Genomic DNA, 22,455 nt, shown 5'->3' on the forward strand with positions numbered 1-22,455 from the left:
CGGCTGACTCCATTCAATCCCCGTACTATGAACCGCGAACAACTTATCAACCTGATCCGGCAAAAACAATCCTTTCTGTGTGTCGGACTCGACAGCGACATGGACAAAATTCCTGCTCACCTTAGGAATACAGCTGACCCCATCTACGAATTTAACCGGCAGATCATCGATGCGACCCTGCCCTACGCGGTTGCATACAAACCTAACCTTGCCTTTTATGAGTCGCGCGGTATTCCGGGGCTCAACAGCCTTTACAAAACCATGGCTTACCTGGAATCCTTCAGGGACCAGTGTTTCACCATCGCCGACGCCAAAAGGGGCGATATCGGGAACACCTCGACCCAGTATGCCAAAGCGTTTTTCGGCAAACAGGACTCAGGACTTGATTTTGACGCGGTGACCGTCGCTCCCTACATGGGCGAAGATTCCGTCAAACCCTTTCTGGCATTTGAAAACAAATGGGTGATTCTGCTGGCACTTACCTCCAACAAGGGAGCTTCAGATTTTCAGCTTACGGAAGACAGGCAGGGAGAAAAACTGTTCTCCAGGGTGCTTTCCACATCAGCAGGCTGGGGAAATGCGGGCAATATGATGTTTGTGGTTGGCGCCACCCGCGCTGAGATGCTGGCAGAAGTAAGAAAAATTGTTCCGGAGCACTTTCTGCTGGTGCCCGGTGTCGGCGCCCAGGGCGGCAGCCTTCAGGAGGTGGCAAAATACGGACTCAACAAAGATTGCGGATTGCTGGTAAATGCCTCACGGAGCATTATTTATGCCTCCGGAAGCACCGATTTTGCCTCCAAAGCCGCTGAGGAGGCCAAAGCCATGCAGAAAGAAATGGCCGGCTTGCTGGTATAAAATCATTTACGGTTATGATAAAAAAAGCCCGCTTTCACGGGCTTTTTTATTTCGGTATACGTTAGCTATTCAACAATATAATTCCATCCGAAGATATCCGGCTCATCGCCGTACTGAATTCCCTGGAGGCGCTTGTAAAGTTTGGTGGAAACCGGTCCGGCCTGTCCGTCGTTACAGTATTTGTAAACATGTCCGGTAAGGTGGTCATCGATTTTACAAACGGGTGAGATCACGGCAGCGGTCCCGCAGGCGCCCACTTCGTCAAACTCGGCAAGTTCTTCCACAGGAACAGGCCTTACCTCAACTTCCATACCCATATCGCGGGCAAGGTCCATGAGGCTCTTGTTGGTGATGGAAGGAAGAATGGACTCAGATTTCGGGGTGATATATTTATTTCCCTTGATGGCAAAGAAGTTTGCCGGTCCCGCTTCGTCAATATATTTCTTCTCCTTTGCATCGAGGAAGAGTGCAGCGGCATATCCGGAGGCATGGGCTTCCTCACCGGCGCTGAGGCTGGCGGCATAATTTCCGCCCACTTTGAAACGGCCGGTTCCTTTGGGGGCAGCACGGTCGTGATCGCGGGCAATCTGAAGGGCCACCGGTTTAAAACCTTCCTTAAAGTAAGGCCCTACCGGGGTAACAAATACCAGGAAGAGATACTCATCGGCGGGCTTTACCCCAACGCGCGCACCGGTTCCTATCAGCAACGGCCTCAGATACAGCGAAGCACCGGTTCCGTAAGGCGGAATAAAGCGCTCATTGAGCCTGATGGCCGTAGTGATGGCCTTCAGGAACAGTTCATGCGGAACAACAGCCATCATAACACCGTTGGCCGAACTTTCCATGCGTTTGGCATTTTCTTCCCAGCGGAAAATACGGATCTTACCGTCTTTTCCCCTGAAAGCCTTCATCCCTTCAAAAGCTTCCTGCCCATAGTGCAGCGAAGAGGCAGCAATGTGCATACTTACATATTCGGAGGAGGAAATCTCCAGCTCTCCCCATTTCCCGTTTCTGTAATAACTACGGACATTGTAGTCGGTTTTAACATACCCGAAGGGTAAGTGTGTCCAGTCAAGTTCTAACATAAAACTATATTTTAGTTGGTTTTTAAATCCGGTGTTAGTGCGGGCTAAATTAGAAACTTTCCCCCGATTGGCAAAGGGAAATGGAGTTTTTATTCCCGCTTGCTGATTATTGCATTAAACTTATTATCAAATAATTAATATGCATCCGCATAACCGGTGCAGCATCCGTCCAGGTTCCGACTGCCTGAACTGTCAAAATAAAATACAGATTTCAGACATTGGCCATCACTTCCGGATAAACAGGATAAAAGAGATAGTTGGAGTTAGTGTAAAAGTTACATTAATTCATCATTCATTCGTTGCATCCACTGAAACAGTCTCAAAATAGAACCCAAATCCATGCGCTTTCGTTAAATTTGTATATGATTCGCCGGTCAGGAAACGCACCTGAACCAACCGGAGGGTGATTGATCTATGAATACATCAAATACATCTGATCATTTCCTGCTTTCCGTGGATGCCGGTATTCGCACGGGACTTGCGTTGTTTAACAATCACGGGCAACTGGTCTGGTACCGTTCGCACAATATGAGCTCCATTTCAGGGCTTCGTAAAGCCGTTTACCCCTTGCTGAAATCCATTGATGGTCTTGAATATCTGATTATTGAAGGCGGAGGACCGGTTGCCGAAACGTGGATTCATACCGCCGGTAAACTGGGGATTACCGCCATAAAAACCGATGCCGGCGAATGGAGGCGCGACATGCTCTACGACCGACAGCAGAGATCGGGTACGAAAGCCAAACAAACGGCGATAAAGATGGCTCTGCAGTTTATTAGAAGTTCAGATGCCCCGGGGGTGAATATCCCGACCCATGATGCAGCGGAGGCAATACTGACAGGGATTTGGGGATGTTATAAAGCCGGGTGGATAGCGCGTTTGCCCGATCTTAACAAATAGAGGAGGTCCCGGACCTATACCAGGGCAACTCCCCTGTTACGAAAGTGAGGCCCCGCTGGCTGAGCGGATAAAAAGATGAAAATCAACAGTTTGTCCCGACATCACTAAGCATTGATTGGAACATCAGTAGAAAGAAGACCTGACAAGTTGAAGCGTATCCGCACGGAAAATCACACATTCCCAACAGATTACTCTTCTTTGCTTTCTGTACTTTTGGCTTGATGCTTCGACTTGGTTCGGCTTCGCTCACCATTAGTCGCTCAGCACAAGTCCAAAAGTACCAAAAGATCAAGGCTTACCAAAAATGGCTGAAAACAGGCGAGCGTTTTGGCTGGAATCCTGAAAATACACCGCGCTTCGCTTGGTGTATTCGCAAAAGAGGCTGTAATCATTCTGTTTGCACATAATGAAACAGCCTCTATGCGGGATTATCCCGACTAAATCAATAGGAATATGTCCAATATTATTAGCTGGTTCCAATAACCTATTGATTAAGTCGGGCTTAAGAAACGAAGGTTGTTACAATCTCCCTCTACTTAAAACCGATGTACAAAAATCACTCGTGCATCACCCACCTTTTTCACACACGTTTCTTCTATATTTTTCCCGCAGTAGCGGGATTAACGTTAGTAACCAACCAGTTCGCCTCTGGCTCCTGATTGATAACTACCGTTTAATTTGCTGCCTGTTTTCTTAACGCCATTTTTGGAAGGCCGGTCCTTTTGCAATTATTATTCTATGATAAAAGTAAAACACTTCATACCTCCTGTATCACAAATCGGAATGGAATTACGCGACTTGTTATAAAATTCAATTTCCTTTTTCTTTGTAATCCCAGTAATGTATGGCAGCGTTGAAAATTTTCAGCATTCGCATAAGCGGCCTTCTGGTTTTCGTACGCTATAACATCCAAAAGAAACTAAAACATCTAACCTTGGTACTACAGAAAAACAGGCAGCCGTGTTGCGAATGCGCGGCCCCGCGGCCTGAGCGGATAAAAAGTTAGAAGCCAACAGTTTGTGCTGACATCACTAAGCATTGATTGGAACATCAGTGAAAAGAAGACCTAACAAGTTGGAAGAAAACTTGTCAGGTCAGGTCGTTGATTATTGCGGACAGGTCCTGTGGGGGAATCAAAAGTTACGGGTTCGCAAAATAATCCTGTGATTTTACAGGCAGCAGATGATATATATTATTTCAGAATCAATATGATAACAATAATTTAACATATTAGAATCTATCTAAATATCAACATAATAGGCTAACTATCTATTACTTTTCATTCTAAATTAGATAAATGGAATATAATTTTCAATATTTTGGTTTACTTTTGAACTATTAAACCGGAACTGCAACCTTATGAGCAACCATATAAATACCTTACTCGCTGATTCTAAGCCGGATAAAAAACTACTCGAAGACTACAAATTAATCAGTGCGAACTCCCTGGCAGTTTCAATCCTGAATGGTATTCCGACCGGCACCATCATCCTTAATCCGGAAAGGGAACTTGTTTTCGCCAACAATGCTTTTCTGAAACTTTACGAAATAAGGGATATCAGACAATTCCTGGGATTCAGACCGGGCGATCTGCTAGGTTGCCAGAATCTTAAAACAGCCAAAAACGGATGCGGCACTTCAGACAAATGCAAGGTATGTGCCGCGCTTAAGTCGATCAGTTCCGCCATTGAAACAGGAACCGGCGCGGAAGAGGGGATTTTCAACACCCAGAACGGAATGCTGAATTTACAGGTCGACACGGAAAAAATAACCATCAACGACCGGGAGTTTATCCTGATGAGCCTGCAGGATATCAGCAGTGAGAAAAAACGCCTGCTGCTGGAGAGAATCTTCTACCACGACATCCTGAACACCGCCCATAATATCAGCGGAATGGTGGAATTACTCGCCTCGGGCGATTTTGAAGACAGTAGGGAAGAATTTCTTGGCATGCTGCTAAAATCCTCATCCAGACTGATCGATGAAATCAACACCCACCGCCTGATTTCGTATGACCAGTTTATCGAGCAGATCAATCCGCCCGAAACCGTCAATTCCATGCAGTTCATCGATGAAATGTTCGCGGAATTCAAGCCTTACACCACCGGACAGTATGATCTTAAACTGGACAAGAGAAGCGAGGATTTTAACTTTTCCACCCAGAAAGTTATCCTCAAAAGGGTGATCACCAATATGATCAAAAATGCTTTTGAAGCAGAAGACGATCATGGCCCGGTAACCACCGGCATCATCCCCCTGCGCGAAAAGGGAGCCATGCTCTGGGTGCACAACCCCTCTTACATGAATGAAGACGTCCAGCTTCAGATATTTAACCGTTCTTTCTCGACAAAGGGAAATGACAGGGGGCTGGGAACCTACAGCATGAAACTGCTCACCGAAAAATACCTGAAGGGAAAAATTTACTTCACCAGCACCCCCTCCTCGGGCACAACCTTTATGGTTGAAATTCCCGGATAATCCTGGTTTTCACCATTCCTTCCGGCTTCTGTACCCTTATGCCCGGGTCTGTAAGTATTTACCGGGTTATTTCCGGCCTTTTCTGACAGGGTTACTGCCAACCTTTACCATTCATTGCAAGATGAAGAGTAAGGACAATTTGTCAGCATTTTCCGCATGGCACATGCTTTGATATTGCAGAGATCAAAAAAATCTAACTTAAAATATCAAGCCATGCAAACGGGAAAAATTAACGTTCAAACGGAAAACATTTTTCCGATCATTAAGAAATTCCTGTATTCCGATCACGAGATTTTCCTCAGGGAACTGATATCCAACGCCGTGGATGCCACGCAAAAACTAAGGGCATTGTCATCAATGGGTAATATTAAGGAAGATCTCGGCGATCTCACCATTGAAGTTATCCTTGATAAAGAAAAAGGCACCCTGACTGTCAGGGACAACGGAATCGGGATGACAGCCGAAGAGGTGGATAAATACATCAACCAGATCGCCTTCTCCGGCGCCGAAGAGTTCATCAAAAAGTACAAAGGAAAATCCGAAGCGGATGCCGCCCAGCTGATCGGCCATTTCGGGCTTGGGTTCTATTCTTCGTTTATGGTATCTTCGAAAGTAGAGATCTTTACCAAAACATACAAGAAAGGACCTGGTTCAAAAGCGGTTAAATGGGAGTGCGACGGCAGCCCTGAATATACCCTCACCGAAACCGAGAAAGCCGGCCGGGGCACCGATATTGTGCTGCACATTGCGGATGATTCCAAAGAATTCCTCGAAGAATCCAGGATTCTTGGGTTGCTTAAAAAATACTGCAAGTTCCTGCCCGTTCCGATCCGGTTTGGCAATGAGAAAACCTGGGAGAAAGTTGAAGGCGAAAAAGATGAGAAAGGCAACGACAAATACAATGAAATTGAGAAACCCAGGTTCATCAACAACACCAATCCTGCCTGGAAACGCAAGCCGGTTGAACTGACCGACGAAGACTACAACAGCTTTTACCACGAGCTTTACCCTTCCACCTTCGAAGAACCGCTTTTCAACATCCACCTGAATGTGGATTACCCCTTTAACCTCACCGGAATTCTCTATTTCCCGAAAGTAAAACGAAATATTGAAGTTCAGAAGGAGAAAATCCAGCTTTATTCCAACCAGGTGTTCGTCACCGATTCGGTGGAAGGCATTGTACCTGATTTCCTTACCCTGATGCACGGGGTGCTTGATTCACCGGATATCCCGCTGAATGTATCGCGCTCCTACCTGCAAAGTGACGCCAACGTGAAGAAGATATCCAACCACATCATGAAGAAGGTGGCAGACAAGCTGGAGGATATTTTCAAAAATAACCGCGAAGAATTCGAGAAAAAATGGGATGATATCAGGGTCTTTATCGAATACGGCATCATCACGGAGCCAAAATTCTATGAAAGGGCCGAGAAATTCTGCCTGTTCAAAAACACCAGCGGCAAATACTTTACGTTTGAAGAGTATAAGAACCATATCAGTGCCGCCCAGACCGACAAGGACAAGAAACTGGTCTATCTTTACACCTCCGACGCGGATGAACAGCATGGCTTTATCGATGCGGCCACCGGCAGGGGTTACGACGTGCTGATGATGGACGGCCCGCTTGACAACCACTTTATCAACACCCTGGAGCAGAAATTTGAAAACTCCTCGTTTGTCAGGGTAGATGCGGATGTGATTGACAAGCTTATCAAAAAGGAAGAGGCGTTGCCATCGAAGCTGAACGAAGAGGAGAAGAACAAGCTGAAGCCCGTTTTTGAGGATGTTGCCGGCAAAGAGCAATATACTGTGGTTTTCGAGAGCATGAGCGAAACCGAGATGCCGGTTCAGATCACACGCCCCGAATTTATGCGCAGGATGAAAGATATGTCGATGCTTGGCGGCGCGTCATATATGGGCAATTTCCCGGATTCGTTCAACCTGGTGGTCAACAGCAATCATCCGCTGATTGCGAAAATGAATGACGAAAAAGACGAAAACAGCCGCAAAGCCCTGGCCAGACAATTGACAGACCTGGCTAAACTAGCCCAGAATCTGCTGAAAGGCGAAGAGCTCACAGGCTTTATCAAAAGAAGTGTTGAAATCATCAAATAGGGATTCAGGCCGGTTCAACGCCGGCCTGATTTTCAACAAGGCAGGTGCCCGCCCCTTATTAATTCAATTTTTCCTGTTACTTTTACAAAACAAAACCTAATCGCTAAACCATGAAAAAATCATTAGTAACCCTGTTGGTGGTTGCCGGAGCCATTCTGCTGATCGTTGTTTCGCTTACCGGCCGTTACAACCGCCTCATCACCCTCGAAGAAGGCGTAACCGCAGCCTGGTCGCAGGTTGAAAATGTGTATCAGCGTCGTGCCGACCTGATCCCCAACCTGGTAAATACCGTGAAAGGCTATGCAGATTTTGAGCAGAAAACCCTGACCCAGGTGATCGAAGCAAGGGCCAAAGCTACCAGCGTAACCATAGACCCCACCAACATGACAGAAGCCAGTATGCAGCAGTTTCAGCAGGCCCAGGACGGTCTGGGATCGGCCTTGTCGAGGCTGATGGTGGTGATTGAGCGTTACCCGGATCTGAAAGCAAATCAGAACTTTATGGACCTGCAGGCTCAGCTTGAAGGCACCGAAAACCGCATTACCGTGGAACGTCGCGCTTTCAACGAAACCGCCCAGGCTTACAACACCCAGATCAGGAGATTCCCGAACAACATCCTGGCCGGCATTTTCGGTTTTGACAAGAAAGCTTATTTCCAGGCTGAAAGCGGAGCAGAGCAGGCTCCTGAAGTACAGTTCTGAGAACGGTTTCCCAGTGTTAACAGTAAATAACTGACATGCCTACAAGCGCCAAAAACTTCTTCACCCGCGAAGAGCAGGAGGATATCAAGCAGGCCATCCTGGATGCGGAACTCGATACCTCCGGGGAAATAAGGGTTCATATCGAGAACAAATTCAAAGGGGATATCCTGAAAAGGGCGGCCTCCATCTTTCAGTTGCTCGAAATGGATAAAACCGATCAGCGGAACGGGGTACTGTTTTATCTTTCCATACAGAACCGCTCCTTTGCCATTATCGGCGATGAGGGCATCAATACCGTGGTGCCCGAAGATTTCTGGGAGAACACCAAGCAGATCCTGATCAACCATTTCCGCGAAGGACAATTTGCCGATGGGATTATTGAAGGAATTCATGAGGCCGGCAAACAACTCAAGAAACATTTTCCATATACATCCAGCGATGTCAATGAGTTATCAGACGAAATCTCTTTCGGGAATAATTAATAAACAGATCATGAAATTATCCCGCACTAAAAGCTGCTTCTTACTGCTTGCGCTGATCGTTTTCACCTTCAGTGTTTCGGCCGGAATCCCTGAAAAGCCGGTACCTCCGAGGCTGGTGAACGACCTGGCCGGACTTCTCAGTGCAGAAGAGGTGGCACGGCTTGAGCAAAAACTCGTTGAATACAACGACAGCACCTCCACGCAGATTACCGTTGTTACGTTGAAAAGCCTCGACGGATACGACATCGACGACCTGGCGCAGCGCATCGGGCAATCCTGGGGCGCAGGCCAGCAGCAGTATGACAACGGGATTGTTATCCTCATAATACCAAAAGTCGGCAATGAGCGTGGACAGGCGGCCATCGCCACAGGATACGGGATGGAGGAGATTATCCCGGATGCCTTCGCCCGCAGGATTGTGGACAATGAAATGATCCCCTTTTTCAGAAATAACGATTATTTCGGCGGCATCAACGCCGGCACGGATATCATCATCGACCTGGCTTCGGGGCGGTTCAAGGCTGAAGATTACGAATCCAAAGAAGGCGCCCTGGCGGTGATCATCCCCATTGTGATCATTGTGCTGATTATCATCCTGCTGGGCAGGAATTCCGGCAATAAGCGCCACAACATCGGTTCTTCCAATCTGCCTTTCTGGATTCTGCTGTCGATGCTGAATAACAGCGGCAGAAGTTCCGGAGGCAGCTGGGGCGGTGGCGGCGGTGGCGGCTTCGGCGGAGGCGGAGGGGGCGGTTTCGGCGGCTTCGGCGGCGGCGGTTTCGGCGGCGGCGGCGCCAGCGGCAGTTGGTAGTCAGCCGGGGAGCCGTATTTTTGCCCCTCCTTCAGATAAAAATAATTTTTGAGATAAGCGCCCCGCTGTTGCGGGGTTTTGCTTTTTTGACTTCCGCTGAGTACCGGGGCGTTCGGTTGATAGAGGCTTTTTTTTACCACGGAAACACAGAAGCACTAAAAGCCACAAAACTTTTAAAAAATTAATGATTAATGCGCACTACCACTTAGGATTTAATTAACAGATTTCTTGCATAATTTTGAAGCACGTGTATTATGCCACGGAAACACAAAAGCACAAAAAAACACCTAAATATTTTTAAAGAATTAATGTTTAATGCGTAACATATTGGCGGATTTAGCAAATGGATTTTAAACAATATTCTGACTCCGGAGGAGTCATATGTTTATAGAAAAGGATCATACCAGAAAAGCACGACCCCGGAGGGGTCGAATACATATACCATCGCTTTACGAATAATCTGCAAAAATATTAACCAACTAAGAATCAAAGATCTCACAGCAAGCATTGGTGCTTTGCCACAATTCTGATAGACCGGATTCTATCCGGAAGGAGTTTTAGCGGCATTTTACACAAGGTCAGGTAAAGGATCCCCGCGCTACCCTACTTTTCTATGCTGCTGCCACCGGCAAAGGTGGCAAACCTCCCTTTTGCCGGGGGATGCACGGGATCGGTCCGGTGCCAGGGCCAGCCGCCGAACTGTGTTTCCCTGAAATCGGCGAAGGCCTGGTAGATCTCCTGTTCCGTATTCATTACGAAGGGCCCGTACTGAACCACCGGCTCATGGATGGGGCGGCCCTGCAGCATCAGCAATTTCGCGGGTGCGCTTCCGTTTTCGATCGTGGTGGTCTGGCCCGGGAACAATTCAATGGCATGATAAGGTTGCACCTCCACCCCTGAAACTTTCAGCGATGCACCGGTGTTGAAATAGAGGGTTCTGTTTACAGGATTTACGGCCGGCGGCAGCGCCCATTTTGCCCCGGCTTCCATATTGATGGTCCAGATGGCGACCTCGTTGCCGGGACCGGCTGCCCACGAATCGGGGGCCGGAGGCGGCGGAACAACCCCGTTCAGCGCTCCGGCAATCAGCCTGACGGTGGTCACACGGCCCTCCTCATCCACAACGGACACTTCCGGGATCTCTTCATTCCACAGCATGGTATAATAGGGGTCGGCCATTTTCTTTGATTGCGGAAGATTGATCCATATCTGGTAAAGTTCCAGCTGATTGCGCTCCTCCCCTTTCAGCAGGGGGAACATCTCGGCATGCTGAAGTCCGCTGCCGGCGGTCATCCACTGCACATCGCCGTTTCCGTAGCGACCGGCGGCTCCGTGAGAATCGGAATGATCCACAAATCCCTTTAAAACCACCGTCACCGTTTCGAAGCCCCGGTGCGGATGGGCCGGAAATCCCGGCACCTTCTGCCCGTGATACATACGCCAGCCGTCTTTCAGGGTAAAATCCTGACCCAGGTTACGGCCTGCCAGCGATGCTGCCGGCCCCAGTTCCGCATTCCCGGCCGGGTAATCGTCGAGGTGATGCAGACAAAAGAGAAAAGGATCGCTGGTTTCCCACTGAAATCCCAGTGGCCGGATACGGATGATGGAAGTGTTATACATAGCTTAGCTCTTTAAAGAGGGAATGGCACCTTCAGGTTATTCTCCCGTAAAGTTAATGAAATCTTCAGCAATCCGGCGCTTTTTAATTCAGGATAATCAACCCTGTAAATGAACCCGGTCACTATGCCTGGAATACTATTTTATCATAATATAGTGTCAGGTTTTTTTGCAGATTCCTCTCCCGGAAATCCGGGATCGGAATGACGAGGCCTTCGGGTGGATGGACAAGTACAAAGCATAGGTGTCGGCCGTGCCTTACCGCAAGAAATAAAAAATTTGCGGAATCAAAAAAAGTTGTAATTTTGCCCCCGGAAAGATGGCAGAGTGGTCGATTGCGGCGGTCTTGAAAACCGTTGACCTGCAAGGGTCCGGGGGTTCGAATCCCTCTCTTTCCGCCAGACACTCCCGGTGCCCCGCGAAGCGGGGCATTTTTATTTTCCGGGAAATCCGGCGAATTCTTTAATTCGGCCGGAGAGACCGGAAAATAAAAACGCGGGCGACAGCCGGCGCCGGGAGTGTCTGAAGCCCCCCCCTCAAAGGGATCACCGAAGGTAATCCCGAACCTTTCACCAAAGAATTACACCTTTTCCGGGAAATCCGGCGAATTCTTTAATTCGGCCGGAGAGACCGGAAAATAAAAACGCGGGCGACAGCCGGCGCCGGGAGTGTCTGAAGCCCCCCCCCTCAAGGGATCACCGAAGGTAATCCTGCACCTTTTTACCAAAGATTTGCATCTTTTTCCGGGAAATCCGGCGAATTCTTTAATTCGACCGGAGAGACCGGAAAATAAAAACGCGGGCGACAGCCGGCGCCGGGAGTGTCTGAAGCCCCCCCCCTCAAGGGATCACCGAAGGTAATCCTGCACCTTTTTACCAAAGATTTGCATCTTTTTCCGGGAAATCCGGCGAATTCTTTAATTCAGCCGGAGAGACCGGAAAATAAAAACGCGGGCGACAGCCGGCGCCGGGAGTGTCTGAAGCCCCCCCTCAAAGGGATCACCGAAGGTAATCCCGCACCTTTTATCAAAGAATTGCACCTTTTCCGGGAAATCCGGCGAATTCTTTAATTCGGCCGGAGAAACCGGAAAATAAAAACGCAGGCGACAGCCGGCGCCGGGAGTGTCTGAAGCCCCCCCTCAAAGGGATCACCGAAGGTAATCCCGAACCTGTCACCAAAGAATTGCACCTTTTCCCGGAAAAAAGAAAGACAGCCGGCGCCGGGAGTGTCTGAAGCCCCCCCTCAAGGGATCACCGAAGGTAATCCCAAAAATTCTATAAAAGAATTGCATCTTTTGCCAGGAAATCCAACGAAGGGCAACCTTCGGCCGGAGAGACCGGAAAATAAAAACGCCCCGCTCAGCGGGGCGCCGGGAGTGTCTGAAGCCCCCCCCTCAAAGGGATCACCGAAGGTAATCCCGAACCTTTCACCAAAGAATTACACCTTTTCCGGGAAATCCGGCGAATTCTTTAATTCGGCCGGAGAGACCGGAAAATAAAAACGCAGGCGACAGCCGGCGCCGGGAGTGTCTGAAGCCCCCCCTCAAAGGGATAACCGAAGGTAATCCCGAACCTTTTATCAAAGAATTGCACCTTTCCCCGGAAAAACGAACGCCAGCCGGCGCCGGGAGTGTCTGAAGCCCCCCCTCAAGGGATCACCGAAGGTAATCCCGCACCTTTCACCAAAGAATTGCAACTTTTCCCGGAAAAACGAACGACAGCCGGCGCCGGGAGTGTCTGAAGCCCCCCCTCAAATGGATCACCGAAGGTAATCCCGCACCTTTTACCAAAGATTTGCATCTTTTTCCGGGAAATCCGGCGAATTCTTTAATTCGGCCGGAGAGACCGGAAAATAAAAACGGAGGCGACAGCCGGCGCCGGGAGTGTCTGAAGCCCCCCCTCAAAGGGATCACCGAAGGTAATCCCGCACCTTTCACCAAAGAATTGCAACTTTTCCCGGAAAAACGAACGACAGCCGGCGCCGGGAGTGTCTGAAGCCCCCCCCTCAAGGGATCACCGAAGGTAATCCTGCACCTTTTTACCAAAGATTTGCATCTTTTTCCGGGAAATCCGGCGAAGGGCAACCTTCGACCGGAGAGACCGGAAAATAAAAACGCGGGCGACAGCCGGCGCCGGGAGTGTCTGAAGCCCCCCTCAAGGGATCATCGAAGGTAATCCCGCACCTTTCACCAAAGAATTGCACCTTTTCCGGGAAATCCGGCGAATTCTTTAATTCGGCCGGAGAGACCGGAAAATAAAAACGCGGGCGACAGCCGGCGCCGGGAGTGTGTCACTTAAAAAACAAGTTTCAGTCCAAATGCTTATAACATGATTATCACGAAATTCAGAAAATTCTAACGCTGTCAAACCCAATCTTCAAATTCCGCCGGGAAGCCGGTTACAGGAAAGCAGATATAGTATTTATATACGTTATATGTAAAGTACAACCCGGATTCGCTTATTCCACGTGCATTATGGCTTTTTCATATCTCAAATAATTCTTTATCAGAAACTCCTGATTCACTTTAAAAATATTTCTTTTTATTAATTAAGCAGAACTATAAAATATTTTACATTTGCGCTCCGGAGGCGGATAATCATTTTACTTAATTCCACATTATCATGCACCACGATAGGAATATATCATGTCTTTAAGCATGGAAAATAAATTAACTTAATGAAACTGAATAAATTGAAGATCAAAAGCTGATCACATAAACCAGCGGATTCCGAAAAGCTTTACGAGTAGGAAAACCAAAAAAAAATATCCATGAAACCCTTTCTGAGATTATTGAGTGCATTTTCCGTGCTGCTGTCCTTATGTTTAGTTGCATCATGCGATAAGTCAGATCCCAAAGATGCTGAAATCAACCCATTCAGCAATGGGGGAAATGAGCGGAATATGATTGTGGTAATCAGTGATTTGCACCTGGGCGCGGACCTTGCATATGCCGAATGCAAAAATAACCTGCCATCGCTTGAAAAACTGCTTAAACAGATCAAAGCATCTCAGAATGTCAAAGAACTGGTAATTGCCGGAGACCTGCTGGACGAATGGTTTGTTCCGGCTCCGGTTGATACTTATCAGGGAAAGGATCAGGAAGATTTTGTCCGGCGCATTGCCGCAGCCAACAAAGGCGTGATGGATATGCTGAACAGCATTATTCAGGATGAGAAAATCCTGGTAACCTATGTCCCGGGAAATCATGACCTTACCATAACAGAGGCAAGCGTTGAGCTGATCTTACCGGGGATTAACCAGGAACGGGATCCGGAATTGGGTTTAGGCACTTACTCACCGGCCGGTTATCCCGGAATAGCCATAGAGCATGGGCACCGCTACAATTTCTTCTGCGCACCCGACCCGATATCAAATCAGGATATCGCGCCGGGAACAATCCTGCCTCCGGGATACTTTTTCACAAGAATAGCCGCGCTTCACGTATCGCAAGGGACACCGGCCACAGCCGTGGAAACCCCTCCGGTGGTTACGGAAAATACCACAGGCGGTGAAAGCCAAAGCCTGCTTTTCGAATACTGGAAATTGTGGAACTGGACCCTGAACACTTTTAAAATAGAAAATACATTTGAGGAGAAAATCATTGCGACGAATCTGAATGGATTCACAGGATCGTATTCTGTAAACGATGTGCTGCCTTACCAGACTACCCCGGAGGGCCCTATCAATGTCAATCTGTATAATGGAATACAAGACAGCTGGATAGAAAGGCAGGCCCGCAACAACGTCGCTGTTATGATTCCTGCACAGCAAGCCATCGCGAACGCAGCAGCCGGAAGCGAGACGGATATTCAGGCGACAACCCAGTACTTTTTAAATCCGGAATCAGAAGTCAGAATCGTCGTTTTCGGGCATACCCATATCCCTAAAATTGAAGCGTCGGTTGACCACCGGGGACTGAAAACAATTTATGCAAACTCGGGTACATGGATTGATCATAATAAACTGCACCCTTCGGCAATGAACTTTGTAGTGATCACCCCGCAGAGCGATGACGCCTCCTCCCAGACCCTCGTTAAACTCTATGGTTTTAAAGATGAAATCGTTGCCGAACTGGCTACGGATTCCTTGAGACTCTAAGCACTGTCATCAGGGAAAACGCCGGGATTAACTTCCACCGCCGTTGGCGGGGTAAACTGCCGGGCCCTCCTCCCCTTTCGGACCCGTTCGCCGGTAAGGCTCAGTAACACCCGGACCGCATGGTTTAAAATAAAGCAGGCCTGGCAGTGGTGATAACCCCGCCGGGCCTGCCTGTTACATCACCGGCAAATCCCCGTTCTGAAAGGAATGCATTGAAGTGCGAAACCTCACAACCCCTTCCATAGCTTTACCGGTCAGTCGTGAAACTATAAACATTAAACCCGGTATCCGGAACGGCTGATAACCCCGAAAGTTCCTTCAATTGCGCAATCTGCCCCGTAAAATGCCACCGGAATCTCCCGGGCACGGCTATAAATCTACCTGAAACAGCCTAACAGAATTGCAGAAAAACCACACTCCAGCCTGAACCCACCCTGAAACAAAGAAATTATAGATAGAAAAATATTCTATAATTAACTTGCATAATTAAAAGAGGTTGCTGAAATTTACGGCGGATAATACCAATTCAGTGAATTGAGGATCTTAATTGCAAAATAAAGTTTTAAAAAGTTGTGAGAGATTTTATTCGAGAGAAAATGTACGTGAGCGGTTGTAAGTTGTAACAATTTGTTTATTTGCTCGTTATTCGAGAATTTGAAATAAAAAAAATAATGTAACATGGAAAATCAAATTACTTCAAAACAAGATTTAGCAATTAAAGAAATAATTGTAGAAAAACTATTTGGTTACTTTGATTATAGATTAACGAATACAAATACAGAGTCTATTGAAAATCAATTATTAATTCTGTATGGCGATAATGGTTCTGGTAAAACTACAATTCTAAAACTTATTTTTTACTTATTATCTTCAAAGGATAAAAGTGGTCACAAGTCAAAGATAGCCCAAACAAAATTTAAAAAATTTTCAGTAATTCTAAACTGTGGAATCGAAATTGGAGCATTAAGAACTGACGGAGATTTAGGGTCTTTTAATTATTATATAAAGAAAAAAACAAAAATATTATTTGAAGTTTATCTAAAAGCAAGCCAAGACTTATCAATTAAACTTGATGAGGACGCCCCAGAAAATGTTAAATTTAAATTAATGCTATCTTATTTAAGATCCTTAAATCTTTTGATTTTTTATTTGTCCGATGAAAGAAAAGCATTAGATAGTTTGACTTCAGTTGAGTTAGATGAAGACCAAATCTCTTCTGATGTTGAATATTATATTGCAAATGAAAGAGAAATTCAACGAAGAAGAAAAGGGATTAGATGAAGACCAAATCTCTTCTGATGTTGAATATTATATTGCAAATGAAAGAGAAATTCAACGAAGAAGAAAAGGGATTGAAAGCCAAATTAATATAGATATAATCATAAAACGACTTAATGATTGGATTCAACAACAAATAATAATTGGATCGAGCATCGGTCAAATAAATATGAATTCAATATATCTTGACCTAATATATGAGTTATTAAAAGCAAAGAAAGTAAAAACACAATCTATTGATAAAGAACCGGTATTAAGATCATTTGATGTTATTGACGAAAAAATTAAGGAATATTCAATGTTCGGATTAGTAAATGAACTTGATTTTTCAAAAATTAAAGCAATCTTAAGTACAACGACTGAAGAGCAATTATTCTCTGCATTTCCGATTATTGAGTCATTTATTTCAACATTAAACGCTAGATTAGATGCATTAAAAAAGATCCATGAAATTATTCTTAGCCTGATTAACAGTGTCAATACATACTTCTCAAATAAGAGATTATCATATAATATTAAAACCGGATTTATTGTTAAATATATAACCGGTGAGGATATTAATTTTAATGTTCTTTCATCGGGAGAAAAGCAGTTGCTTATTTTATTATGTAATGTAATTATAGCATCTGAGCGCGCAACAATTTTTATTATTGATGAACCAGAGCTATCACTTAATATAAAATGGCAACGACAATTACTACAAACCTTATTGACACTAAATAAAGAGGGACATGTTCAATTTTTAATTGCTACTCATTCTATTGAGTTACTAACTACATTTAACAACTATACTATTAAGCTAGAATCAAAAAGGTGAATTTATGTCAACAGATTATAAGCGTAAGATTGAAGAAGTTATAACACTTTATAAGTTAGAACCAGAAATTTGTGATTTATGGGTTGAAGGTCCTAGTGATTCTTACTTTTATGGGCATTTTATGAGCCGCATGGGCTCGAAGATTTGCATTATTAAAGGACTTGAGACTTTGGACTGCTCAACTTATTTTGAAGCATATCCCACATTGAATTCGAATAGAGAAAAGGGCATATTTTTTTCAAACCTGCTAAATCAACAAATAAAGAATGATTTACGAGTAAGAATTATTGTGGATAAAGACTTAGAATCACTAGTTAATAGAGACCCCCCATCAAAGTTTACACTTTATACAGACTTCTCATCAATTGAAATGTATTTATTCAATGAAGTTGTTTTCTCTAAAATTTTTGAAATAGGACTGAATGGCTTCCCAATAAGGCCCAGTGAAACAATTCGTGCCTTTGAGAACATCCTCGTAGATTTTTTTGTATTTAGATGTGCACGGTTCCTTTTAGACAATTCAGCAATTCTTGTTTCTTTAGAAACAAATGTAGTAATTGAAAAACATGGATTGATAAAGTTCGATTTCAATGACTACCTATCTAAATTCTTGAATAGGAATAACCTGCTTTTCAAAAGAGAGATATATTTAGAAAAAATCAATGAGCTAAAGAAGAATATTAATCAAGATTTAAGAAATTACATGCATGGGCACGATTTTGTAAACTTATTTTTTAAGTATGTAAATAGAATAAAAAACAACGATAATTTTAAAATCGATAATTTTTCCAAAGCACTATTCCTAGCAGTTGAATTGGCTGAGTTGAGAAAATATAATCTTTTCAATAACTTGGAAAAAGTCTATAAAAATTAAAACCTTGCATAAAATGTTGTTAACCGCAACATAAATATAGTATTGTTGTCTTGCCTTACAAATGCAATGTCATAGCTTAGTTTAACGGTAAAGCGCTATAAACGAAAACGATAAAAAAGCAACTAGCTCACAAAATTGCACATTTGCAAGTCTTTATGAGCAAACGCACAAAACAAATTCTTGAAAAGAGCTGCATCTTTACTAACATACCCGGGCTAAATTGTTACTTTTGAGTTTTTAAATATTATCATGGGACGTTCAACTGTACATTACGCAGATAACAAGACAAATAACGCATTAAAAGCATTACACAATAAACTTAGACCGGCAGGTACGCCTGTTCAAAGGGTTGAGTACATTATTGAATTGCTTTTGCTCCGCATTTTCGAAACAAAAATCAAACAGGATGATGAATTTAAACCACTTCGTGAATTATTTTCAGCTGACTATAAATGGAAAGATCCAAAGAAAGGGAAAGATGCCCCGGAAGAATCAAACGAAAATCGCTTATTCTCCTATTTGCCAACAGTTTCAAATGACAAAATATTAGCAGAATTAAATGATAACTTCTTTCCTTTCTATTCCACCATTTTACAAAGTGCAAGAAAGGTTTTCAAGGGCAATTTGCCGCAAAAAGTTCAAGACCAATTGGTATTAATTGAAGAGGTTTTTAGCAATTCAAATTTTACCAACAACGTAAATAGCGGTAATCTTGGCGAAGTAATCAACATTGTTGCCAACGAAATTGAAGAGGCCAGATTGTTAAAAACTGATTTATTGGGCGATGCCATTGAATCTGCACTAAGTGAAACAGGTGGGACAAAAGATATTGGATTATTCCGGACTCCGGACCACATCCGGCAGTTTATGACAGCTCTGGTTGAGCCAACTTTTGATGATATCATTTTTGACCCTGCCTGCGGTACAGGAGGATTTCTTTTCGATGCCTTTGAGTTTGTGATGAGAAGAGTTGATCAAACCCGTGAATGGCCGGGCGAAAAGGCACATTCAGAATTAGCCGATTGGTTTGATACATATTTTGAAAAGAACCAAATTGAATTTCCAAGCATAGAACAAACAACCCAATTTTACAGAAGCGGAGTTACAGGAGTTGAGTATCTTGGGATGATTCGCAAAATGGCGGCTATCAACTTCTATATCCGAGGCTTAAATCCTGCCAATATTGAACAAGGTGACTCTTTGGCAAAATACAGACCGATTACCGACCACGAAAGTAAATCGGTAGTTCTCGCAAATCCGCCATTTGGTGCACAGCGTGACCAGGAAGCTTATCCCGATGTTTGGAGCGAATATTCTAAAGAATCGGAAACCACTATTTTGTTTGTAAAGCTCATGTTTGAGCATCTGAAACAAGGCGGACAATGTGCCATTGTTGTTTCAGAGGGTTTTCATACATGGGACCAGTTTAGTGCAAAGGCATTACGGAAAATGCTGCTGGAAGAAGCCCAATTAAAAGCGGTAATTTCTTTGCCACAAGGATTATTTGTAAGTAAAAACGGACAAGGTCCGAAAACATCAATTCTTGTTATTGAAAAAGGTGGGAAAACTGATTGGACTTGGTTTTACAAAGTAACCAACGATGGTTTCACCATGGGGACCAATCGCAAAGAGCAAAAGGGAAACCAGTTGGTTGAATGTTTATCGCTGTATCATGAATTTGTAAAACACGGCAAAAAACCCGATGAAACGAGAAACCAATTTTGCATACCTTCCGATTGGATTAAAACACTTGACCCACGCATAAAAGAGAAAATCCGCACCGAAACCCGTTCCGACATGGAAGCAAAAGGCAAAATTGAAAAAGCTAGGAAAGCGGAAGAACTCGACAAAAAAATAAAGGCAAAAAAGATTACCGAAGCCGACAAGCAAATGGAGTTGAAAGTGTTCGACCAAATGCTTGAAAACCGTATACAAAACGAAATTGCCAAACGCATAGACAAAGCCCATAGCTACTCGTTCAACTTTGCCAATTATAAAAGCACCCTGAGCGACAACCAAATTGCCGAATGGACTGAAACATTAAAACACATACAACCCAACGGGGCAACAACACTTGATGAAGTTTACAAGAAACTTAGCAACAGCAAGCCCGAAAACATATTGCCTTATTTGCTAAAGTTAAACCCTGCGAACGCTTTAGAAGCAGATATTGCCCGTGAATATGTGAGCAACATAGATGAAAGTATTGTGGCAGAACATAAGGAAATATATACAATCAGAGAGATTTTAAAGTCTAAACAAAAATATCCAAGTATAAAACTTAAAGACATTTTAACTGAATATCAGAATTTCGTTCAGATTGATAACGGCAAAAGGTACAAACAAATAACAGTTTCCAATTCAGGTGAAGTTAAGCTACGTGCTATTGTAAAAGGTGAAGAAATAGCAACTAAAAGACAAAATGAAATAGTAGATGATGGTTCTGAATATTTAATTTATTCAAGATTAGGGCTTCACACAGGTTCAATCGGTTATATACCCTTTGGGTTAATTGATTCAATAGTTAGCACAGATTTTCCAGTATTTAAATCAACAGAAAACATAAAGTATCTTGCTTATATTTTACAATCTCAAATTTTCGTTGATAAAATTATTGAGAAAAATCCAACCGGTGCAGCGCAGCAAAGGTTTCATCAAGATGATTTTTTAGAAATTGAAATTCCGTTACCCTCTTTTGATGACCAAAACATAATTATTGCTGAAATTGAAAAACAAAAAGCAATTATTGAGGGAGTTGATAAAGTATTAAAAAACTGGAAAATACAAGAATCTGATTTCATTCGAGAGGGTGTAAATTATAACAATCTTATTATTGATGACTTTGCAAGTGTTGGAACTGGTTCTACACCTTCGAGAGAAATTGAAGAATATTTTAAAGGTGAAAATAACTGGGTTTTGACAACCGAAGTCGCAATGAATGAGATATATGAAACATCAGAAAAACTCTCTGATAAAGCTATTCAAGATTATGGATTACGAGTATATCCAAAAAATACAATCCTGATTGCAATGTATGGCCAAGGGAAAACAAGAGGACAAAGTGCATATCTTCGAATTCCTGCATGTATTACACAGAATTGTGGTGCAATTGTAGTTGATGAAGGAAAGGCAGTTCCTAAATATGTTTGGTACTATATTATGTCAATTTATGATAAAATCAGAGGACAAGACTACTCTGGTGGTGGTGTTCCCCATTTAAATTTAACAATAGTTAAGCAAATTAGAGTTCCATTACCTGATATTTCAATTCAAGAACAAATTGTAAACGATTTAGATTCCCAAATCCAAATTTTGGAAGGTTTACGTAAAATGAAAGCCAACGCCCAAAGGAAGATCAATCAAATCTTAGCCGATGTTTGGGGTGTTGAATATGTAGAACCTGTAAAAACGGAGGTTGAAGAAGAGCAGGAAAACTAACGGGCTTTTAAAGTGGTCAAATTAGATCATTTTAAACCCGTCGAATTCGACGGGTTTAAAAACAAAAAAATTATAGATTATGGCAAAAGTTTCTCAGATAAAAGTAAAAGAGATTTCGGTCAGTACTTTAAAAGTGAATGGTGCCGATTACATAAGCATTACCGATATTGCAAGGCAGAAAAATCTTGTAGAGCCAAAAGATGTAGTTAAAAACTGGTTGCGTCTTAAAAACACTTTGGAATATTTAGGGCTTTGGGAGCGTTTAAATAATCCGAATTTTAAAGGGGTCGAATTCGATCCCCTTTTAAAAGATGCCGGAAGTAATGCGTTTACAATGAGTCCTTCGCGATGGGTTGAAATTACCGGAGCTATTGGAATCATTACAAAAAATGGTGCAGGAGGTGGAACGTATGCCCAGCGGGATATTGCTTTTAAGTTTGCCAGTTGGGTTTCGGTAGAATTTGAGTTGTATTTGGTTAAAGAATTCCAACGCCTGAAAGAAGACGAACAAAAACAATTGGGATGGAGTGCAAAACGCGAATTAGCAAAGCTCAACTACCACATTCACACCGATGCCATTAAGCAAAACCTTATTCCGGCAGAACTCACTCCGGCCCAAACCTCAATTATCTATGCCAGCGAGGCCGATGTGTTGAATGTAGCTTTGTTTGGAATTACCGCCAAACAATGGAGAGATACTAATACTGATTTAAAAGGGAACATTCGTGATTACGCAACCATTAACGAGCTGATTTGCTTATCAAATATGGAAACCCTGAACGCAGTATTTATAAACGAGGGTTTGCAGCAAAAAGACCGATTGATAAAACTGAACCAGATAGCCATTCAACAAATGAAAATTTTACAGGATGTTGAAAACAGAAAATTATTGAAATAATTGGCGCA

The 22,455-nt window shown here is 43.9% G+C and carries 15 protein-coding genes and 1 tRNA gene; 14 read left to right on the plus strand and 2 right to left on the minus strand.

From position 1 onward, the window contains the following. Positions 1-27 precede the first annotated feature (27 nt). Positions 28-855, plus strand: a complete 828-nt coding sequence (pyrF, locus tag TBC1_RS15080; protein WP_062044708.1) for an orotidine-5'-phosphate decarboxylase — start codon at positions 28-30, stop codon at positions 853-855. 65 nt (positions 856-920) lie between these two features. Here the strand turns inward: pyrF and TBC1_RS15085 are convergent, their stop codons facing one another. Beyond that, a complete protein-coding gene (locus tag TBC1_RS15085) occupies positions 921-1,940 on the minus strand; it encodes a branched-chain amino acid aminotransferase (protein ID WP_062044710.1) in 1,020 nt (339 codons plus the stop codon). Positions 1,941-2,354: 414 nt separating this feature from the next. Between TBC1_RS15085 and TBC1_RS15090 the strand changes: the two genes are divergently transcribed. From TBC1_RS15090 to TBC1_RS15115, 6 genes are all read left to right on the plus strand, one after another. Next, the gene (locus TBC1_RS15090) at positions 2,355-2,840 is read left to right on the plus strand and encodes a hypothetical protein (protein ID WP_062044713.1); all 486 of its coding nucleotides are present in this window, start codon (positions 2,355-2,357) and stop codon (positions 2,838-2,840) included. A gap of 1,359 nt (positions 2,841-4,199) precedes the next feature. Next, positions 4,200-5,318 carry a sensor histidine kinase gene (locus TBC1_RS15095; RefSeq protein WP_062044715.1) on the plus strand — a complete coding sequence of 373 codons (1,119 nt, stop codon included), beginning with the start codon at positions 4,200-4,202 and terminating at the stop codon, positions 5,316-5,318. 213 nt (positions 5,319-5,531) lie between these two features. Further along, the gene (htpG, locus tag TBC1_RS15100) at positions 5,532-7,433 is read left to right on the plus strand and encodes a molecular chaperone HtpG (protein ID WP_062044717.1); all 1,902 of its coding nucleotides are present in this window, start codon (positions 5,532-5,534) and stop codon (positions 7,431-7,433) included. Between the two features lie 110 nt (positions 7,434-7,543). After that, the gene (locus TBC1_RS15105; protein ID WP_062044719.1) at positions 7,544-8,134 is read left to right on the plus strand and encodes a LemA family protein; all 591 of its coding nucleotides are present in this window, start codon (positions 7,544-7,546) and stop codon (positions 8,132-8,134) included. A gap of 35 nt (positions 8,135-8,169) precedes the next feature. After that, complete coding sequence (locus TBC1_RS15110) at positions 8,170-8,616, plus strand: TPM domain-containing protein (RefSeq protein WP_062044721.1); 447 nt, start codon at positions 8,170-8,172, stop codon at positions 8,614-8,616. A 10-nt stretch (positions 8,617-8,626) separates the two neighbouring features. After that, positions 8,627-9,427, plus strand: a complete 801-nt coding sequence (locus tag TBC1_RS15115) for a TPM domain-containing protein (protein ID WP_062044723.1) — start codon at positions 8,627-8,629, stop codon at positions 9,425-9,427. 603 nt (positions 9,428-10,030) lie between these two features. Here the strand turns inward: TBC1_RS15115 and TBC1_RS15120 are convergent. Then, the gene (locus TBC1_RS15120) at positions 10,031-11,047 is read right to left on the minus strand and encodes a pirin family protein (RefSeq protein ID WP_062044725.1); all 1,017 of its coding nucleotides are present in this window, start codon (positions 11,045-11,047) and stop codon (positions 10,031-10,033) included. Between the two features lie 310 nt (positions 11,048-11,357). Here TBC1_RS15120 and TBC1_RS15125 point away from each other — a divergent pair. The 7 genes from TBC1_RS15125 to TBC1_RS15170 all read left to right on the plus strand — a co-directional run bounded on the left by TBC1_RS15125 (position 11,358) and on the right by TBC1_RS15170 (position 22,447). Next, positions 11,358-11,445, plus strand: a tRNA-Ser gene (locus TBC1_RS15125). A gap of 2,368 nt (positions 11,446-13,813) precedes the next feature. Beyond that, complete coding sequence (locus TBC1_RS15145) at positions 13,814-15,142, plus strand: metallophosphoesterase (protein ID WP_062044733.1); 1,329 nt, start codon at positions 13,814-13,816, stop codon at positions 15,140-15,142. A 678-nt stretch (positions 15,143-15,820) separates the two neighbouring features. Beyond that, positions 15,821-16,423: an AAA family ATPase gene (locus TBC1_RS15150; RefSeq protein ID WP_062044735.1), complete on the plus strand. Its 603-nt coding sequence runs from the start codon at positions 15,821-15,823 to the stop codon at positions 16,421-16,423. Further along, the gene (locus tag TBC1_RS15155) at positions 16,383-17,237 is read left to right on the plus strand and encodes an AAA family ATPase (protein ID WP_062044737.1); all 855 of its coding nucleotides are present in this window, start codon (positions 16,383-16,385) and stop codon (positions 17,235-17,237) included. Before TBC1_RS15150 ends, TBC1_RS15155 begins: the two co-directional genes overlap by 41 nt. A 4-nt stretch (positions 17,238-17,241) precedes the next feature. After that, positions 17,242-18,111, plus strand: a complete 870-nt coding sequence (locus TBC1_RS15160; RefSeq protein ID WP_062044739.1) for a DUF4435 domain-containing protein — start codon at positions 17,242-17,244, stop codon at positions 18,109-18,111. A 249-nt stretch (positions 18,112-18,360) separates the two neighbouring features. Further along, positions 18,361-21,549, plus strand: a complete 3,189-nt coding sequence (locus TBC1_RS15165; RefSeq protein ID WP_062044741.1) for an N-6 DNA methylase — start codon at positions 18,361-18,363, stop codon at positions 21,547-21,549. 79 nt (positions 21,550-21,628) lie between these two features. After that, the gene (locus tag TBC1_RS15170; protein ID WP_062044743.1) at positions 21,629-22,447 is read left to right on the plus strand and encodes a KilA-N domain-containing protein; all 819 of its coding nucleotides are present in this window, start codon (positions 21,629-21,631) and stop codon (positions 22,445-22,447) included. Positions 22,448-22,455 lie beyond the last annotated feature (8 nt).

This window comes from Lentimicrobium saccharophilum (genome assembly GCF_001192835.1).
In the GTDB taxonomy this organism is placed as follows: Bacteria; Bacteroidota; Bacteroidia; order Bacteroidales; family Lentimicrobiaceae; genus Lentimicrobium; species Lentimicrobium saccharophilum.

Bases quoted from the DNA above. Each gene is read 5' to 3' on its own strand.
- TBC1_RS15170 (WP_062044743.1), top strand. From the start codon at position 21,629: ATGGCAAAAGTTTCTCAGATAAAAGTAAAAGAGATTTCGGTCAGTACT.
- TBC1_RS15115 (WP_062044723.1), top strand. From the start codon at position 8,627: ATGAAATTATCCCGCACTAAAAGCTGCTTCTTACTGCTTGCGCTGATC.
- TBC1_RS15145 (WP_062044733.1), top strand. From the start codon at position 13,814: ATGAAACCCTTTCTGAGATTATTGAGTGCATTTTCCGTGCTGCTGTCC.
- pyrF (WP_062044708.1), top strand. From the start codon at position 28: ATGAACCGCGAACAACTTATCAACCTGATCCGGCAAAAACAATCCTTT.
- TBC1_RS15085 (WP_062044710.1), bottom strand. From the start codon at position 1,940: ATGTTAGAACTTGACTGGACACACTTACCCTTCGGGTATGTTAAAACC.
- TBC1_RS15165 (WP_062044741.1), top strand. From the start codon at position 18,361: ATGGGACGTTCAACTGTACATTACGCAGATAACAAGACAAATAACGCA.
- TBC1_RS15160 (WP_062044739.1), top strand. From the start codon at position 17,242: ATGTCAACAGATTATAAGCGTAAGATTGAAGAAGTTATAACACTTTAT.
- TBC1_RS15105 (WP_062044719.1), top strand. From the start codon at position 7,544: ATGAAAAAATCATTAGTAACCCTGTTGGTGGTTGCCGGAGCCATTCTG.
- TBC1_RS15090 (WP_062044713.1), top strand. From the start codon at position 2,355: ATGAATACATCAAATACATCTGATCATTTCCTGCTTTCCGTGGATGCC.
- TBC1_RS15095 (WP_062044715.1), top strand. From the start codon at position 4,200: ATGAGCAACCATATAAATACCTTACTCGCTGATTCTAAGCCGGATAAA.
- htpG (WP_062044717.1), top strand. From the start codon at position 5,532: ATGCAAACGGGAAAAATTAACGTTCAAACGGAAAACATTTTTCCGATC.
- TBC1_RS15150 (WP_062044735.1), top strand. From the start codon at position 15,821: ATGGAAAATCAAATTACTTCAAAACAAGATTTAGCAATTAAAGAAATA.
- TBC1_RS15155 (WP_062044737.1), top strand. From the start codon at position 16,383: ATGAAAGAGAAATTCAACGAAGAAGAAAAGGGATTAGATGAAGACCAA.
- TBC1_RS15120 (WP_062044725.1), bottom strand. From the start codon at position 11,047: ATGTATAACACTTCCATCATCCGTATCCGGCCACTGGGATTTCAGTGG.
- TBC1_RS15110 (WP_062044721.1), top strand. From the start codon at position 8,170: ATGCCTACAAGCGCCAAAAACTTCTTCACCCGCGAAGAGCAGGAGGAT.